This window comes from Salmonella sp. SAL03688, from assembly GCF_046551895.1.
Taxonomy (GTDB): domain Bacteria; phylum Pseudomonadota; class Gammaproteobacteria; order Enterobacterales; family Enterobacteriaceae; genus Salmonella; species Salmonella enterica.
The window spans coordinates 1-17576 of sequence record NZ_JBGDVI010000011.1 but is presented as its reverse complement, the minus strand read 5'-3'; the positions used below and the strand labels follow the sequence as shown (position 1 = coordinate 17576).

At 54.2% G+C, this 17576-nt stretch carries 17 protein-coding genes and 1 riboswitch; of the genes, 14 read left to right on the top strand and 3 right to left on the bottom strand.

What is annotated here, in order from left to right; genetic code table 11:
* Window positions 1-1521, top strand: a complete 1521-nt coding sequence (gene hutH, locus ACLJR2_RS12790; protein ID WP_001095238.1) for a histidine ammonia-lyase — start codon at window positions 1-3, stop codon at window positions 1519-1521.
* 84 nt (window positions 1522-1605) lie between these two features.
* On the opposite strand, the gene ACLJR2_RS12785 is transcribed toward hutH, so the two are convergent.
* Both ACLJR2_RS12785 and bioA read right to left on the bottom strand, forming a co-directional pair.
* Window positions 1606-2082 carry a kinase inhibitor gene (locus tag ACLJR2_RS12785; RefSeq protein ID WP_000767403.1) on the bottom strand — a complete coding sequence of 159 codons (477 nt, stop codon included), beginning with the start codon at window positions 2080-2082 and terminating at the stop codon, window positions 1606-1608.
* 57 nt (window positions 2083-2139) lie between these two features.
* Window positions 2140-3429, bottom strand: coding sequence for an adenosylmethionine--8-amino-7-oxononanoate transaminase (gene bioA / locus ACLJR2_RS12780; protein ID WP_015632854.1), 1290 nt, complete (start codon window positions 3427-3429; stop codon window positions 2140-2142).
* A gap of 86 nt (window positions 3430-3515) precedes the next feature.
* Between bioA and bioB the strand changes: the two genes are divergently transcribed.
* The 7 genes from bioB to slrP all read left to right on the top strand — a co-directional run bounded on the left by bioB (window position 3516) and on the right by slrP (window position 12587).
* Entirely contained in the window at window positions 3516-4556 is a 1041-nt protein-coding gene (gene bioB / locus ACLJR2_RS12775; protein WP_000090727.1) for a biotin synthase BioB, read from the top strand.
* Window positions 4553-5710: an 8-amino-7-oxononanoate synthase gene (gene bioF, locus ACLJR2_RS12770; RefSeq protein WP_000118950.1), complete on the top strand. Its 1158-nt coding sequence runs from the start codon at window positions 4553-4555 to the stop codon at window positions 5708-5710. The genes bioB and bioF overlap by 4 nt, the downstream gene beginning before the upstream one ends.
* On the top strand, window positions 5694-6449 hold the full coding sequence (gene bioC / locus ACLJR2_RS12765) for a malonyl-ACP O-methyltransferase BioC (protein ID WP_000079914.1): 756 nt from the start codon (window positions 5694-5696) through the stop codon (window positions 6447-6449). The genes bioF and bioC overlap by 17 nt, the downstream gene beginning before the upstream one ends.
* Window positions 6442-7128: a dethiobiotin synthase gene (gene bioD / locus ACLJR2_RS12760; RefSeq protein ID WP_000167227.1), complete on the top strand. Its 687-nt coding sequence runs from the start codon at window positions 6442-6444 to the stop codon at window positions 7126-7128. Before bioC ends, bioD begins: the two co-directional genes overlap by 8 nt.
* Before the next feature lie 650 nt (window positions 7129-7778).
* A complete protein-coding gene (gene uvrB, locus ACLJR2_RS12755) occupies window positions 7779-9800 on the top strand; it encodes an excinuclease ABC subunit UvrB (protein ID WP_000042502.1) in 2022 nt (673 codons plus the stop codon).
* A 308-nt stretch (window positions 9801-10108) separates the two neighbouring features.
* Window positions 10109-10282: a hypothetical protein gene (locus ACLJR2_RS12750; RefSeq protein WP_001539544.1), complete on the top strand. Its 174-nt coding sequence runs from the start codon at window positions 10109-10111 to the stop codon at window positions 10280-10282.
* 7 nt (window positions 10283-10289) lie between these two features.
* The gene (gene slrP / locus ACLJR2_RS12745; protein ID WP_000482012.1) at window positions 10290-12587 is read left to right on the top strand and encodes an SPI-1 type III secretion system effector E3 ubiquitin transferase SlrP; all 2298 of its coding nucleotides are present in this window, start codon (window positions 10290-10292) and stop codon (window positions 12585-12587) included.
* A 91-nt stretch (window positions 12588-12678) separates the two neighbouring features.
* Here slrP and yvcK read toward each other — a convergent pair whose 3' ends face one another.
* Entirely contained in the window at window positions 12679-13587 is a 909-nt protein-coding gene (gene yvcK, locus ACLJR2_RS12740) for a uridine diphosphate-N-acetylglucosamine-binding protein YvcK (RefSeq protein WP_001246030.1), read from the bottom strand.
* Window positions 13588-13851: 264 nt separating this feature from the next.
* Window positions 13852-13996, top strand: a riboswitch (molybdenum cofactor riboswitch).
* Here yvcK and moaA point away from each other — a divergent pair.
* The 6 genes from moaA to ACLJR2_RS12710 all read left to right on the top strand — a co-directional run bounded on the left by moaA (window position 13984) and on the right by ACLJR2_RS12710 (window position 17439).
* Window positions 13984-14973 carry a GTP 3',8-cyclase MoaA gene (moaA, locus tag ACLJR2_RS12735; RefSeq protein ID WP_000168180.1) on the top strand — a complete coding sequence of 330 codons (990 nt, stop codon included), beginning with the start codon at window positions 13984-13986 and terminating at the stop codon, window positions 14971-14973. It overlaps the preceding riboswitch by 13 nt.
* 21 nt (window positions 14974-14994) lie before the next feature.
* Complete coding sequence (gene moaB, locus ACLJR2_RS12730; RefSeq protein ID WP_000084604.1) at window positions 14995-15507, top strand: molybdenum cofactor biosynthesis protein B; 513 nt, start codon at window positions 14995-14997, stop codon at window positions 15505-15507.
* A gap of 2 nt (window positions 15508-15509) precedes the next feature.
* Window positions 15510-15995 carry a cyclic pyranopterin monophosphate synthase MoaC gene (gene moaC / locus ACLJR2_RS12725; RefSeq protein ID WP_000080894.1) on the top strand — a complete coding sequence of 162 codons (486 nt, stop codon included), beginning with the start codon at window positions 15510-15512 and terminating at the stop codon, window positions 15993-15995.
* Window positions 15988-16233 (top strand): molybdopterin synthase sulfur carrier subunit, encoded by a 246-nt coding sequence (gene moaD / locus ACLJR2_RS12720; protein ID WP_000598596.1) that lies wholly within the window; start codon window positions 15988-15990, stop codon window positions 16231-16233. Before moaC ends, moaD begins: the two co-directional genes overlap by 8 nt.
* Window position 16234: 1 nt before the next feature.
* Window positions 16235-16687, top strand: a complete 453-nt coding sequence (gene moaE, locus ACLJR2_RS12715) for a molybdopterin synthase catalytic subunit MoaE (RefSeq protein WP_000545204.1) — start codon at window positions 16235-16237, stop codon at window positions 16685-16687.
* A gap of 47 nt (window positions 16688-16734) precedes the next feature.
* Entirely contained in the window at window positions 16735-17439 is a 705-nt protein-coding gene (locus ACLJR2_RS12710; RefSeq protein ID WP_000373611.1) for a Bax inhibitor-1 family protein, read from the top strand.
* The last annotated feature ends 137 nt before the right edge of the window (window positions 17440-17576 follow it).

The following is a 17576-nucleotide window of genomic DNA, read 5'->3' as shown; positions in this document are numbered from 1 at the left end:
ATGAACACCATGACACTCACTCCGGGGCAGTTAAGCCTCTCTCAACTGTACGATGTCTGGCGTCATCCGGTACAGCTTCGGCTGGACGCCAGCGCCATTGACGGTATTAACGCCAGTGTCGCGTGCGTCAATGATATCGTTGCCGAAGGGCGTACCGCCTACGGCATCAACACCGGTTTCGGCCTGCTGGCGCAGACGCGCATCGCTGATGAAGACTTGCAAAATCTACAGCGATCGTTGGTGCTGTCTCACGCCGCGGGCGTAGGCGACCCACTGGATGACGCGATGGTGCGTCTGATTATGGTATTGAAAATCAATAGCCTGGCGCGCGGGTTTTCCGGGATTCGGCTGAGCGTGATAGAAGCGCTCATCGCTCTGGTGAATGCCGGCGTGTATCCGCTGATTCCGGCAAAAGGCTCGGTTGGCGCGTCGGGCGACTTAGCGCCGCTGGCGCATCTGTCGCTGACGCTGCTTGGCGAAGGAAAAGCGCGTTGGCAGGGTGAATGGCTTCCGGCGCAGACGGCGCTAAAAAAGGCCGGACTGGAGCCTGTCGCGCTGGCGGCCAAAGAGGGGCTGGCGCTGCTTAACGGCACCCAGGCGTCAACGGCCTTCGCGCTGCGCGGTTTGTTTGAGGCACAGGAGTTATTTGCCTCCGCCGTTGTCTGCGGCGCGCTGACTACCGAAGCCGTACTGGGATCGCGCCGTCCTTTTGATGCGCGCATTCATGCCGCGCGCGGACAACAGGGGCAAATTGACGCCGCGCGGTTGTTCCGGCATCTGTTGACCGATACCAGTGCTATTGCTGAATCACATCACCACTGTCATAAAGTTCAGGACCCGTATTCCCTTCGCTGCCAGCCGCAGGTAATGGGCGCTTGTCTGACCCAGTTACGTCAGACGAAAGAGGTACTGCTGGCTGAGGCCAACGCGGTGTCCGATAATCCGCTGGTCTTTGCCGATGCGGGGGAGGTGATCTCCGGCGGTAACTTCCATGCTGAACCGGTTGCCATGGCGGCGGATAATCTGGCGCTGGCGATAGCGGAAATCGGCGCGCTATCGGAGCGGCGCATCGCGCTGATGATGGATAAACATATGTCGCAGTTACCGCCGTTCCTGGTGAAAAATGGCGGCGTTAATTCCGGTTTTATGATTGCCCAGGTCACCGCCGCGGCGCTCGCCAGCGAGAATAAAGCGCTGGCGCACCCGCACAGCGTGGATAGCCTGCCGACCTCGGCGAATCAGGAAGATCATGTCTCAATGGCCCCGGCGGCAGGGCGGCGACTCTGGGAAATGGCGGCGAATACCCGCGGCATCATTGCCGTGGAGTGGCTGGCGGCCTGTCAGGGGATAGATTTACGGGAAGGGTTAACCTCCAGCCCGTTACTGGAACAGGCGCGGCAGACACTGCGCGAGCGGGTGGCGCACTATACGCAGGATCGTTTTTTCGCGCCCGATATTGAGTGTGCGACGGCGCTGCTGGCGCAAGGCGCGTTACAGCGTCTGGTGCCGGACTTTATGTGAATGCTGCCGGATGGCGCGGCGCTTATTCGGCTTACCCAACCCGTTGGTAGGGTAAGACGTTTACGCCGCCATCCGGCACAGCGTTTAACTGAACATCGCCGTGATCGAGGCGCTGGCGAGCGAATGGAAATGCACGTTAAAGCCGACCATCGCGCCGCTGGCGTCTTCATCAACGTCAAGACGCTCGACGTCCAGCGCGTGAACCGTAAAGATATAGCGGTGCGTTTCCCCTTTAGGCGGCGCCGCGCCGCCGTAGCCCGCTTTACCGAAATCGGTACGCGTCTGAATGACGCCGTCTGGTACGGCCACCAGGCCTGAGCCGAACCCCTGGGTCAGTACGCGCGTATCCGCCGGGAGGTTCACCACCACCCAGTGCCACCAGCCGGAGCCGGTCGGCGCGTCGGGATCGTAACAGGTCACGACAAAACTTTTGGTGCCCATCGGCACGTCGTCCCAGGCCAGATGCGGCGAAATATTATCGCCATCATAGCCCATACCGTTAAAAACGTGGCGATGAGGAAGTTTATCTCCATCGCGCAAATCGTTGCTGATAAGTTTCATGCGCTCTCCTTTTGACTCACCAGAAGTGTAGCCAGAAGCAGCATCGCTTACCGCTGATTAATGGCTAAAAAATGTTTCATTGTGTACCGCGTCATTGACCGCCTGGGTCAAACGGCGCAGTTGATCCGGACGAATAATGTAGGGCGGCATCAGGTAGATTAGCTTGCCGAACGGCCTGATCCAGACGCCTTGCCCGACGAAGAAGCGTTGAAGCGCCGCCATATTGACCGGATGCGTGGTTTCAACCACCCCAATCGCGCCCAACACCCGCACATCCGCCACCCAGGGCGAACCTTGCGCGGGGGCTAACTCAGCGCGTAACTGAGACTCGATAGACGCCACCTGCTGACGCCATTCGCCGCTTTCCAGCAGCGTCAGGCTGGCGCAGGCGACGGCGCAGGCCAGCGGATTCCCCATAAACGTCGGGCCATGCATAAAACACCCCGCCTCGCCGTTGCTAATAGTCTCTGCAACCTGGCGTGTCGTGAGCGTTGCCGAGAGGGTCATGGTGCCGCCGGTTAAGGCTTTGCCGAGACACAGAATATCCGGCGCGATCCCGGCGTGCTCGCAGGCGAACAGTTTGCCGGTACGGCCAAACCCGGTGGCTATTTCATCGGCAATCAGCAGAATGCCTTCGCGATCGCACATGTTACGAATACGCCTGAGCCATTGTGGATGATATATGCGCATCCCGCCCGCGCCCTGAACGATAGGTTCCAGAATCACGGCGGCTATTTCATGGCGATGCGCGGCCATCAGGCGGGCAAATGGCGCGATGTCGCTTTCATCCCATTCGCCATCCATCCGGCTTTGCGGCGCCGGCGCGAACAGATTCTCCGGCAGATAGCCTTTCCACAAGCTGTGCATGGAGTTATCCGGATCGCACACCGACATCGCGCCGAACGTGTCGCCATGATAACCGTGGCGAAACGTCAGAAAACGCTGACGCGATTCGCCCCGCGCCTGCCAGTATTGCAGCGCCATCTTCATGGCCACTTCCACCGACACCGAACCGGAGTCGGCCAGAAAGACACACTCCAGCGGTTCAGGCGTTATCGCGACCAGCTTACGGCACAGATTCACCGCAGGTTGATGGGTTATGCCGCCGAACATGACATGCGACATGGCGTCAATTTGCGCTTTCATCGCCGCATTCAATTGCGGGTGGTTATAACCATGAATGGCCGCCCACCAGGAGGACATCCCCTCAATCAGGCGTTCGCCCGAGGCGAGAACCAGCTCGCAGCCTTCGGCCCGCTCAACGGGATATACCGGCAGCGGCGAGGTCATGGAAGTGTAAGGATGCCAAATATGGCGTTTATCGAAGGCTAGATCGTCCGTTGTCATAATCGACTTGTAAACCAAATTAAAAAGATTTAGGTTTACGAGTCTACACCATATCAAAAACAAACAACATATTTTGGAGAAGCCCGATGGCTCGCCACCCACGCTGGACACTGTCGCAAGTAACCGAATTATTTGAAAAACCACTGCTGGAATTGCTGTTTGAAGCGCAGCAAATTCATCGCCAGCATTTCGATCCGCAGCAGGTACAGGTTAGTACGCTGCTGTCGATCAAAACCGGCGCCTGCCCGGAGGATTGTAAATACTGCCCGCAGAGCTCGCGCTATAAAACCGGGCTGGAAGCCGAGCGTTTAATGGAGGTAGAGCAGGTACTGGACTCCGCCCGTAAAGCGAAAAACGCCGGTTCGACCCGCTTCTGTATGGGAGCGGCCTGGAAGAATCCGCATGAACGCGATATGCCTTATCTGGAGCAGATTGTACAGGGCGTCAAAGCGATGGGGCTGGAAACCTGTATGACGCTCGGCATGTTGAACGAGAGCCAGGCGCAGCGTCTGGCTAACGCCGGGCTGGATTACTACAACCACAACCTCGATACCTCGCCGGAGTTTTACGGCAATATCATCACTACCCGTACCTATCAGGAGCGCCTCGACACGCTGGAAAAAGTCCGTGAAGCAGGGATTAAAGTGTGCTCCGGCGGCATTGTGGGTCTGGGCGAAACGGTTACCGATCGCGCCGGACTGTTGTTGCAGTTGGCGAACCTGCCGACGCCGCCGGAAAGCGTGCCAATCAACATGCTGGTGAAGGTAAAAGGCACGCCGCTTGCGGATAACGATGACGTGGATGCGTTTGATTTTATTCGTACTATCGCCGTAGCGCGCATCATGATGCCGACCTCATACGTGCGTCTTTCCGCAGGACGTGAACAGATGAACGAGCAGACCCAGGCGATGTGCTTTATGGCCGGGGCGAACTCGATTTTCTATGGCTGCAAATTGTTAACTACGCCAAATCCGGCAGAGGACAAGGATCTGCAGTTATTCCGTAAGCTGGGGCTGAATCCGCAGCAGACCAGGGTGCTGGCGGGCGATAACGAGCAGCAGCAACGTCTGGAGCAGACGCTGATGACGCCTGACACCGATGATTATTACAACGCGGCAGCCTTATGAGTTGGCAACAACGCGTCGACGATGCGCTGACGGCGCGTCGGGCGACGGATACGTTGCGCCGCCGCTATGTGGTGTCGCAGGGCGCCGGACGCTGGCTGGTAGCGAACGGGCGACAGTATCTTAACTTCTCCAGCAATGATTACCTCGGCTTAAGTCAACACCCGCAGATTATTCGCGCCTGGCAACAGGCAGCGACGCGTTTTGGCGTCGGCAGCGGCGGGTCGGGTCATATCAGCGGTTATTCCGTGGCGCACCGGGCGTTAGAGGAGGAACTGGCGCAATGGTTAGGATATCCGCGCGCGCTACTGTTTATCTCTGGCTTTGCGGCGAATCAGGCGGTCATTACCGCCTTAATGAAAAAAAATGACCGGATTGTGGCCGACAGGTTGAGTCATGCTTCCCTGCTGGAGGCCGCCAATCTGAGTCCGGCGCAGCTTCGCCGCTTTATCCATAACGATACGCAGCATCTGTCGCGTTTACTGCAATCGCCCTGCGTGGGTCAGCAACTGGTGGTGACAGAAGGTGTATACAGCATGGACGGCGACAGCGCGCCGCTGGCGGAAATCCAGCACATTGCCCGCAGGCATCATGCCTGGCTGTTGGTTGATGATGCGCACGGCATCGGCGTGACTGGCGATGAGGGGAGGGGCACCTGCTGGCAACGGGGGGTGAAGCCTGAGTTGCTGGTGGTGACTTTCGGTAAGGGGTTTGGCGTCAGCGGCGCAGCGGTGCTCTGCTCGGAAAGCGTCGCAGATTATCTGCTGCAATTTGCTCGTCATCTGGTTTACAGCACCAGTATGCCGCCCGCCCAGGCGCAGGCGTTAAGCGCCTCGCTGGCGGTGATCCGTAGCGATGAAGGTCGTGAACGGCGCGAAAAACTCGCCGCTCTGGTTCAGCGCTTTCGGGCCGGCGTTAACGCGTCCCGATTTACGCTACTGAATGCCCATAGCGCCATCCAGCCGTTAATCGTGGGCGATAACAGCCGTGCATTGCGCCTGGCGGAGGCGCTGCGTCAACAAGGATGCTGGGCGACGGCGATTCGTCCGCCGACGGTGCCTGTCGGTACGGCGCGCCTGCGCTTAACGTTAACGCAGGCGCATGAAGCGTGCGATATAGACCGTCTGCTGGAGGTGCTGCATGGCGCAGGTGAATAAGCAGGCTATTGCGGCGGCGTTTGGCCGGGCCGCATCGCAATATGAACAGCACGCCTCTTTGCAGCAACACAGCGCGGATGCGCTGCTGACGCTGTTGACAGGCCGCCAGTTTGCCAGTGTGTTGGACGCAGGCTGCGGCCCCGGACGTATGAGTCGTTACTGGCGAGAGCGGGGGAGCGAAGTGACCGCCCTGGATCTTTCGCTGCCGATGCTGCAACAGGCTCGCGATCGTCAGGCGGCGCATCACTATTTGCTGGCGGATATCGAAGCGATTCCCCATGACGCCGAAGTTTTTGACCTGGCCTGGAGCAACCTGGCGGTCCAGTGGTGCGGCGATTTACGCGATGCGTTGAGCGAGTTGTATCGGGTTGTACGGCCCGGCGGCGTGGTGGCGTTTACCACCTTGTGCCAGGGGTCGTTGCCGGAGCTGCGTCAGGCATGGCAGGCCGTCGATAATCGCGCTCACGCGAATAGCTTTTTGCCGGAAGAGGCCATTGACCACGCGCTACGCGGCTGGCGGGCGTCTCGTCATACTCAGGCGATGACATTGTGGTTTGAGGATGCCCTGAGCGCGATGCGTTCGCTCAAAGGCATTGGCGCCACCCATCTTCATGAAGGGCGGGAGACGGATGTATTAACCCGCGCCCGGCTTAGACAGATTCAACTGGCATGGCCGCAGCGGCAGGGGAAATATCCGCTGACGTACCACCTTTTTATGGGAGTGATTGAACGTGACTAAACGCTATTTTGTGACCGGTACTGATACTGAAGTCGGTAAAACGGTCGCCAGTTGCGCCTTATTGCAGGCCGCAACGCAGTTAGGTTATCAAACCGTAGGCTATAAGCCCGTCGCTTCCGGCAGCGAAATGACAACCGACGGGCTACGCAATAGCGATGCCCTGGCCTTGCAGCGTAACAGCAGCCTGCCGCAACCTTATTCCGCTATCAATCCTTATACTTTTGCCGAGCCTACCTCTCCCCACATCGTTAGCGCCGACGAAGGCCGGGCGATAGACGCGGCGGTATTATCACGCGGATTGCGAACGCTGGAGTCGCAGGCAGACTGGGTGTTGACAGAAGGGGCGGGCGGCTGGTTTACACCGCTCTCTGCCACGCTGACGTTTGCCGACTGGGTACAGACGGAACAGCTGCCGGTGATTCTGGTTGTTGGCGTCAAGCTGGGCTGTATTAATCACGCCATGCTGACGGCGCTGGCGGTAGAACAGGCCGGATTACCACTTGTCGGATGGATAGCCAACGACATACAGCCGCCGGGCGCGCGTCATGGTGAATATCTCGCGACGCTTCGCCGCGTCATACCGGCCCCGCTGTTAGGGGAAATCCCGTGGCTGGGCGTTTCTCCATCGCAGGCGGCGACAGGACAGTATCTGGACCTTAGCCCCCTGGAACGCGCCTGACCGCGCTTAAAAACCGCCTTCTTGCAGGATCTGACGATCCTGCTGCTCTTTCGCCAGACCCTCCTGACGTCGCCATGCTGAAAATGTGCAAAATGTGAGCGTCTACGCCTCAATTTTTCCCTTCTCGTTAGCCAATAATCTGCCAAAAATAGCGATAATTTTTTTTTATCGCCCGGCGAAAACGTCAAGGGCTGATTTTGCCAGGCGGCAGGGGATACGGGCTGGAAGCAGTTATCCACTATTCCTGTGGATAACCTTGTGTATTAGAGTTAGAAAACACAACGTAAGCGAGAGGCGACGCGGCCTGCGACTAAATTGGCGCGAAAGACGGCTTGAGAAAATATCCCTTTTCAGACAGCAAGTTATATAAAATCAATGGTTGTAAAGGAAGGGGGATACGTTGACATAAAACTTTCATCATCCGACTTGACAAATGTTAAAAAAGACTCTGGTCTGGGGATAACCAGCACACTGCTGGAATTTTACCCCGCGACTGTCTATGTTTTACCTCTAAATAGCGTGGGGTATCTGCCGATAGCCATTATACACTGGAGTGTTACTGTTTTTTCATCCAGTATTTTTTATTGGCAATATTCACCGTCGAGAGTAAAATTACACCCCTGCCCGCTCACTCCTTCAGGTAGCCGCTCATGAGTAAACCGTTCAAACTGAATTCCGCTTTTAAACCTTCTGGCGATCAGCCGGACGCTATACGTCGTCTGGAAGAGGGGCTGGAGGACGGGCTGGCGCATCAGACGTTATTGGGCGTGACCGGCTCCGGGAAGACATTCACCATTGCCAATGTCATTGCGGACTTGCAGCGGCCAACGATGGTGCTTGCGCCCAATAAAACCCTGGCGGCGCAGCTCTACGGCGAAATGAAAGAGTTTTTCCCGGAAAACGCGGTGGAGTATTTCGTCTCCTACTATGACTACTATCAGCCGGAAGCGTATGTGCCAAGTTCGGATACGTTTATCGAAAAAGACGCTTCGGTAAACGAACATATTGAGCAAATGCGGTTGTCGGCAACGAAAGCGTTGCTTGAGCGACGCGATGTCGTGGTGGTGGCTTCCGTGTCCGCGATTTACGGTCTGGGCGATCCGGATCTCTACCTGAAAATGATGCTGCATCTGACGGTGGGAATGCTGATTGACCAGCGCGCGATTTTGCGTCGGCTGGCGGAATTGCAATACACCCGTAACGATCAAGCTTTTCAGCGTGGTACCTTTCGCGTGCGCGGCGAAGTGATCGACATCTTCCCGGCTGAATCTGACGACATCGCGCTACGCGTTGAGCTGTTTGATGAAGAAGTGGAACGCCTGTCGCTGTTCGACCCGTTAACCGGGCAGGTAGAGTCAACGGTGCCACGTTATACTATCTATCCCAAAACGCACTACGTGACGCCGCGCGAGCGTATTCTGCAGGCGATGGAAGAGATAAAAGATGAGCTGGCGGACAGGCGTAAGGTCTTGCTGGCAAATAATAAGCTGCTTGAAGAGCAGCGATTAAGCCAGCGCACGCAGTTCGATTTAGAGATGATGAACGAGCTGGGCTACTGCTCAGGCATTGAAAACTATTCCCGCTTTCTGTCGGGCCGCGGGCCGGGCGAACCGCCGCCAACCTTGTTCGATTATCTGCCCGCCGACGGACTGCTGGTGGTGGATGAGTCTCATGTCACCATCCCGCAGATAGGCGGCATGTACCGCGGCGACCGGGCGCGCAAAGAGACGCTGGTCGAGTATGGCTTCCGTCTGCCTTCGGCGCTGGATAACCGTCCGCTGAAGTTTGAGGAGTTTGAAGCCTTAGCGCCGCAAACTATCTATGTTTCCGCCACGCCCGGCAACTATGAGCTGGAAAAATCTGGTGATGAGGTTGTGGATCAGGTCGTGCGACCGACCGGGCTGCTGGACCCGATTATTGAAGTGCGTCCGGTGGCGACCCAGGTGGACGATCTGCTGTCCGAAATTCGTCAGCGTGCGGCCATTAATGAGCGTGTCCTTGTCACTACGCTCACCAAACGGATGGCGGAAGATTTGACCGAATATCTGGAAGAGCACGGCGAGCGCGTGCGTTACCTGCACTCAGATATTGATACCGTGGAGCGCATGGAAATCATCCGCGATTTGCGTCTGGGCGAGTTTGACGTTCTGGTAGGGATTAACCTGCTGCGCGAAGGGCTGGATATGCCGGAAGTCTCGCTGGTGGCGATTCTGGACGCCGATAAAGAGGGCTTCCTGCGCTCCGAGCGCTCCCTGATTCAGACCATAGGACGCGCGGCGCGTAACGTTAACGGTAAAGCGATTCTGTATGGCGATAAAATCACGCCGTCGATGGCGAAGGCGATTGGCGAAACCGAGCGACGTCGCGAGAAGCAGCAGAAGTACAACGAAGAGCACGGTATCACTCCGCAGGGGCTGAACAAAAAAGTGGTCGACATCCTGGCGCTGGGGCAGAACATTGCGAAAACCAAAGCGAAGGGGAAAGGCAAGGGCCGTTCTACGGCAAAAGCCGGAATTGTCGAACTGGATATGACGCCGAAAGCGTTGCAGCAGAAAATTCATGAACTGGAAGGGCAAATGATGCAGCACGCGCAAAATCTGGAGTTTGAAGAAGCCGCGCAAATTCGCGACCAGTTGCACCAGTTACGCGAGTTGTTTATCGCGGCGTCCTGACAATGTGTCGATCGCCAGCGAGTCATCGTTACCATGGCTCGCTTTTGAGAATTTCAGTGCAATAGTCAGGGCTAAGTCAGTCAGGAATGAAAAACAGTGACAGGCTTTGACTAACGAGATTGTCGAAAAAGTCAAAACATCAATGGGGTAGCTAGTTTAATCACAACTGAAGAAAATTAGCGTTGAGGCTGAACCCAACGCTAATTTTCCCTCTCTCCTCGGCTATGAAAAAAAACGCCCCGTATTATCGGTATAGCTATCCTCATGATCGTCATTTTAATCTTATGTGAGTTCGTTGAAAGCGTGTCATGGCAACAGATTACATCATTCTACTTAAAAAAGAGGTGATGGAAGCGCGAGCATTTATAAGTCAAGCGCTGCAAATACTGAATGATTTGTCCGAAATAATGACGACTATGGCCTCTTGTTTAAAATTGAGAATATCCTTATCTGTTACTTTAGGTTACGTTCAGATCAGGTAGGGAAAATATGTTTAATATTACTAATATACAATCTACGGCAAGGCATCAAAGTATTAGCAATGAGGCATCAACAGAGGTGCCTTTAAAAGAAGAGATATGGAATAAAATAAGTGCCTTTTTCTCTTCAGAACATCAGGTTGAAGCACAAAGCTGCATCGCTTATCTTTGTCATCCACCTGAAACCGCCTCGCCAGAAGAGATCAAAAGCAAGTTTGAATGTTTAAGGATGTTAGCTTTCCCGGCGTATGCGGATAATATTCAGTATAGTAGAGGAGGGGCAGACCAATACTGTATTTTGAGTGAAAATAGTCAGGAAATTCTGTCTATAGTTTTTAATACAGAGGGTTATACCGTTGAGGGAGGGGGGAAGTCAGTCACCTATACCCGTGTGACAGAAAGCGAGCAGGCGAGTAGCGCTTCCGGCTCCAAAGATACTGTGAATTATGAGTTAATCTGGTCTGAGTGGGTAAAAGCGGCGCCAGCGGAAGAGGCAGCAAATCGTGAAAAAGCCGTACAACGGATGCGTGACTGCCTGAAAAATAATAAGACGGAACTCCGTCTGAAAATATTAGGACTTACCACTATACCCGCCTGTATTCCTGAGCAGATAACTACTTTGATACTCGATAACAATGAACTGAAAAGTTTGCCGGAAAATTTACAGGGAAATATAAAGATCCTGTATGCCAGAAGTAATCAGCTAACCAGTATCCCTGCCACGTTACCGGATACCATACAGAAAATGGAGCTGAGCATTAACCGTATTACTGAATTGCCGGAACGTTTGCCTTCAGCGCTTCAATCGCTGGATCTTTTCCATAATAAAATTAGTTGCTTACCTGAAAATCTACCTGAGGAACTTCGGTACCTGAGCGTTTATGATAACCGCATAAGGACACTGCCAGCACATCTTCCGTCAGGGATTACCCATTTGAATGTGCAGAGTAATTCGTTAACCGCTTTGCCTGAAACATTGCCGCCGGGCCTGAAGACTCTGGAGGCCGGCGAAAATGCCTTAACCAGTCTGCCCGCATCGTTACCACCAGAATTACAGGTCCTGGATGTAAGTAAAAATCAGATTACTGTTCTGCCTGAAACACTACCTCCCACGATAACAACGCTGGACGTTTCCCGTAACGCATTGAGTAATCTACCGGAAAACCTCCCGGCGGCATTACAAATAATGCAGGCCTCTCGCAATCGCCTGGTCCGTCTCCCGGAGTCGTTACCCCGTTTTCGTGGTGAAGGACCTCAACCTACAAGAATAATCGTAGAACATAATCCTTTTTCAGAACGAACAATACAGAATATGCAGCGGCTAATGTCCTCTGCGGGTTATCAGGGACCCCAGGTATTTTTTGCCATGGGCGACTTTTCAATTGTTCGGGTAACTCGACCACTGCATCAAGCTGTCCAGGGGTGGCTAACCAATCTCGAGGAGGAAGACGTCAACCAATGGCGGGCGTTTGAGGCAGAGGCAAACGCGGCGGCTTTCAGCATGTTTCTGGATCGTCTTAGCGATACGCAGAACACCCGACACCCGGATTTTAAGGAACAAGTCTCCGCCTGGCTAATGCGCCTGGCTGATGATAGCACACTAAGAGAAACCGCATTTATTATAGCGATGGATGCAACGATAAGCTGTGAAGATCGGGTCACACTGGCATACCACCAAATGCAGGAAGCGACGTTGGTTCATGATGCTGAAAGAGGCGCCTTTGATAGCCACTTAGCGGAACTGATTATGGCGGGGCGTGAAATTTTTCGGCTGGAGCAAATAGAATCGCTCGCCAGAGAAAAGGTAAAACGGCTGTTTTTTATTGACGAAGTCGAAGTATACCTGGGTTTTCAGAATCAGTTACGAGAGTCGCTGTCGCTGACAACAATGACCCAGGATATGCGATTTTATAACGTTTCGGGTATCACTGAGTCTGACCTGGACGAGGCGGAAATAAGGATAAAAATGGCTGAAAATAGGGAGTTTCACAAATGGTTTGCGCTGTGGGGGCCGTGGCATAAAGTGCTGGAGCGTATAGCGCCAGAAGAGTGGCGTGAAAGGATGGCTAAAAGGGATGAGTGTATTGAAACGGATGAGTATCAGAGCCGGGTCAATGCTGAACTGGAAGATTTAAGAATAGCAGACGACTCTGACGCAGAGCGTACTACTGAGGTACAGATGGATGCAGAGCGTGCTATTGGGATAAAAATAATGGAAGAGATCAATCAGACCCTCTTTACTGAGATCATGGAGAATATATTGCTGAAAAAAGAGTTGAGCTCGCTCATGAGCGCCTACTGGCGATAGCTGAACGCAGTTTATCAGAAGGGGGAGAGAGCCTGTTTACCCTTCGGTGTAAACAGGCTTCTGATAAGCGCAGCGTCGTCGGTAAACGGGCTTAACCCAACGCCTGTAGCGCTTTTTCCAGCGCATTGTGTAATAACTGACGATCGTGGCGATAGGGGATATCGCTGGCCTCCAGCACTGCCTGAATCACCAGCCGATCGTTCACCGCACTGACGTCAACTTGCGGTCCAACCACCACCGCGTCAATAACCTTTTTGCCAATATATTGCTCCATCATCGCCAGCTTATCGACCAGCGTTAAACTGGCGGCGGGCAGACTCAGTTCGCGGCCCAGATTGCCGATATACACCATTGGCGCCGGGGTGCGCCGCAGCGCCTGCGCCAGTTCATCCAGCAGCAGGCAAGGCATCAGGCTGGTATAAAAACTGCCAGGGCCAATCAGAATCAGATCCGCGTCATTAATGGCCTGTACCGCTTCCCGCGTCGCCGGAACGTTTGGCGTTAACATGATCTCCTGCGGCGGAGTCGCTAACTGATCGATATTCACCTCGCCATAAATCTCATGCCCCTGATCGTCAATCGCCATCAGATCTACCGGTAGCTCCGACATCGGGATCAGCTGCGCGTCCACTTTAAGCAGATTACGAATTAAATTAATCGCTTCCAGAGGCCGCACGCTCAGGTGATCTAACGCCTTTAACATCAAATTTCCGAGGTTATGACCAGAAAGTTCGCCATTACCGCCAAAACGGTACTCAAACATAGCGGATGCGACGCTGGGTTCGGTAATTAACTGATTCAGACAGTTGCGCATATCGCCCCAGGCGATCCCGCCTTCCGAGCGGCGAATACGGCCAGTTGACCCCCCGTTATCTGTGGTAGTCACAATGCCGGTCAGGCGCGAACCTAATGAAGAAAGCGAGGAGAGGACGCGTCCTAATCCATGCCCTCCGCCGAGGGCAACGACACGATCAAGGTCAGCCAGCGTACGATTGCGCATAAAAATTCCTGAAGTCAAATAAGCAGCGCTACAGTAGCGCAAGTCGCGGGTTTTCAGCAATTAGCCGACCGGCTAAAAGACAATTAATTATTCCCGACTACCCCTTTATAGCGAGGGCGTTACCACGGCTAAATGATATATATCAATGTAAAAGTGTGATTTTCACGTATTCTGTCGCTAAATAGCACGATCATATCGCTATGTATATGTTTATATAGCGAAAGCGTGATGGCGAAATTGTCATTTACACGCTAGTATCGGCGTAACCACAGTAAACACTCTAGCCTCTGCACCTGGGTCATTTTTGATATGGTGCTTTGGCCGTGACAACGTTTAACGTTTGCCACCAGGGCGCAGGAAGAAATGACTCCGCCTCCCGTATTTGGAAAGGTGTACATGGCTTCACAACTTACCGATGCTTTCGCGCGTAAGTTTTACTACTTGCGTTTGTCGATTACCGATGTGTGTAACTTTCGTTGCACCTACTGCCTGCCGGATGGCTACAAACCTGGCGGCGTCACTAACAACGGTTTCCTTACCGTCGATGAAATTCGTCGCGTTACGCGCGCTTTTGCCAGTCTTGGCACGGAGAAGGTGCGTCTTACCGGCGGCGAGCCTTCATTACGCCGCGATTTTACCGACATCATTGCCGCCGTGGGTGAAAATGATGCTATTCGCCAGATCGCGGTGACCACTAACGGTTATCGACTGGCGCGCGATGCCGCGAACTGGCGCGAAGCGGGGCTGACGGGCGTCAATGTTAGCGTAGATAGCCTGGATGCGCGTCAGTTCCATGCGATTACCGGTCAGGACAAATTCCGCCAGGTGATGGCGGGCATTGATGCCGCCTTTGACGCCGGTTTCGAAAAGGTGAAAGTCAACACCGTGCTGATGCGCGACGTAAATCACCATCAGTTGGATACCTTCCTTGCCTGGATTCAGCCTCGCCCCATTCAGCTACGCTTCATTGAACTTATGGAGACGGGCGAGGGGAGCGATCTCTTCCGCAAACATCATATTTCGGGTCAGGTATTACGCGACGAGCTGATTAAGCGCGGTTGGATCCACCAGCTCCGCCAGCGTAGCGATGGCCCGGCGCAGGTTTTTTGTCATCCCGATTACGCCGGTGAGATCGGTCTCATTATGCCGTACGAAAAAGATTTCTGCGCCACCTGTAACCGCCTGCGTGTTTCGTCCGTCGGTAAGCTGCATTTATGTCTGTTTGGCGACGGCGGCGTGAGTTTACGCGACCTGTTACAGGATGACGCGCAGCAATACGCGCTTGAGGAACGTATTTCCGACGCGTTGCGGGAGAAAAAGCAGACCCATTTCCTTCACCAGAGCAATACTGGTATTACGCAAAATTTATCTTACATTGGCGGTTAATCCTTAATAAGGAGATTTCAGATGAGTCAGGTCAGCGCTGAATTTATCCCGACCCGCATCGCTATTCTTACTGTTTCCAGCCGACGCGGCGAAGAAGACGACACCTCCGGTCATTATCTGCGTGATTCGGCGCAGGAGGCCGGGCATGAAGTGGTGGCGAAAGCCATCGTTAAAGAGAACCGTTACGCGATTCGCGCCCAGGTTTCCGCCTGGATCGCCAGTGATGAGGTGCAGGTCGTATTGATAACTGGTGGGACCGGTTTGACCGAAGGCGATCAGGCGCCGGAAGCGCTGTTGCCGCTGTTCGATCGTGAAGTGGAAGGATTTGGCGAAGTGTTTCGCATGCTCTCGTTTGAAGAGATCGGCACCGCAACTCTGCAGTCGCGCGCGGTAGCTGGCGTGGCGAATAACACCTTGATTTTCGCCATGCCGGGCTCCACAAAAGCGTGCAGAACCGCATGGGAGAATATCATTGCGCCGCAGCTGGATGCCCGTACACGCCCATGTAATTTTCACCCTCATTTAAAGAAATAACGATGTCGCAATTAACCCATATAAACGCCGCAGGCGAAGCGCACATGGTGGACGTTTCCGCTAAAGCGGAAACCGTTCGTGAAGCGCGGGCGGAAGCATTCGTTACCATGCGTAGTGAAACGCTGGCGATGATTGTTGATGGCAAACACCACAAGGGCGATGTTTTCGCCACCGCCCGAATTGCCGGTATTCAGGCCGCCAAACGCACCTGGGAGCTGATCCCGCTGTGCCACCCGCTACTGCTAAGTAAAGTGGAGATTCAGCTTCAGGCCGAGCCGGAGCATAACCGCGTGCGTATTGAGTCTCTGTGCCGTCTGACCGGTAAAACCGGCGTCGAAATGGAAGCGTTAACCGCGGCGTCCGTCGCGGCGTTAACCATCTACGACATGTGCAAAGCGGTACAAAAAGATATGGTAATTGGTCCGGTGCGCCTGCTGGCGAAAAGCGGCGGCAAATCGGGGGATTTTAAGGTGGATGCGCATGATTAAGGTGCTTTTCTTCGCCCAGGTTCGCGAGCTTACAGGAACTGACGCGCTGGATCTTCCAGCAGATTTTTCCACCGTTGAGTCGCTGCGACAGCATCTGGCGACAAAGAGCGATCGTTGGGCGCTGGCGCTGGAAGACGGCAAGCTGTTGGCGGCGGTCAACCAGACGCTGGTCAGTTTTGACCATCCGCTGACGGCGGGCGATGAAGTGGCGTTTTTCCCGCCAGTCACGGGGGGCTAACATGCACGAAACGCGAATTGTAGTCGGCCCTGCGCCGTTTAGCGTCGGGGAGGAATATTCCTGGCTGGCGGCGCGCGACGAAGACGGCGCGGTCGTCACCTTTACCGGAAAAGTGCGCAATCATAACCTGGGCGATAGCGTTAAGGCGCTGACGCTGGAGCATTATCCCGGCATGACTGAGAAAGCTCTGGCGGAGATCGTCGCAAAGGCGCGTTCCCGCTGGCCGCTGGGGCGGGTCACGGTGATTCATCGCGTTGGCGAATTATGGCCGGGCGATGAGATTGTGTTTGTCGGCGTCACCAGCGCGCACCGCAGTAGCGCGTTCGACGCCGGTCAGTTCATTATGGATTATCTGAAAACCCGTGCGCCGTTCTGGAAGCGTGAAGCCACGCCGGAAGGCGATCGCTGGGTCGAAGCGCGCGACAGCGACCAGCAGTCGGCGAAACGTTGGTAGCAGAATGTGATACGCTTTAGGGTATCATTTCCACACAGGAGTTCATCATGGACAGATTTCCACGATCTGATTCAATAGTGCAGGCGCGATCCGGCCTGCAGACCTATATGGCGCAAGTGTATGGCTGGATGACGGTCGGACTGTTACTGACCGCGTTTATCGCGTGGTATGCGGCTAATACGCCAGCCGTCATGATGTTTGTCTTTTCCAGTAAGATCACCTTCTTTGGCTTAATTATTGCCCAGCTTGCGCTGGTGTTTGTTCTGTCGGGACTGGTGCATAAACTTAGCGCCGGAATGGCGACGACGCTGTTTATGCTCTATTCGGCGCTAACCGGATTGACGTTATCCAGTATTTTTATCGTTTACACCTACTCCTCTATCGCCAGCACGTTTGTGGTGACGGGGGGAATGTTTGGCGCCATGAGCCTGTACGGGTACACCACTAAACGCGATCTTAGCGGTTTCGGCAATATGCTGTTTATGGCGCTTATTGGTATCGTTCTGGCGTCGCTGGTCAATTTCTGGCTGAAGAGTGAAGCGCTGATGTGGGCGGTAACCTATATCGGGGTGGTGGTGTTTGTCGGTCTGACCGCCTATGACACGCAGAAACTGAAAAATATCGGCGAGCAAATAGATACCCGCGATAGCGCTAATCTGCGTAAATATTCGATTCTCGGCGCGTTAACGCTGTACCTGGACTTTATCAACCTGTTCCTGATGTTACTGCGTATTTTTGGTAATCGCCGCTAATTATAGCGATCTCTTAAAATCCTGGCCCTGCGCCAGGATTTTTTTTGTCTATGGAAAACCCCCAGCTAGGCTGGGGGTTCCGGAAAGCTTTCAGCTTTAAGCCAGTTATTAAAACCCCTTTTGATTTGTTAAAACAT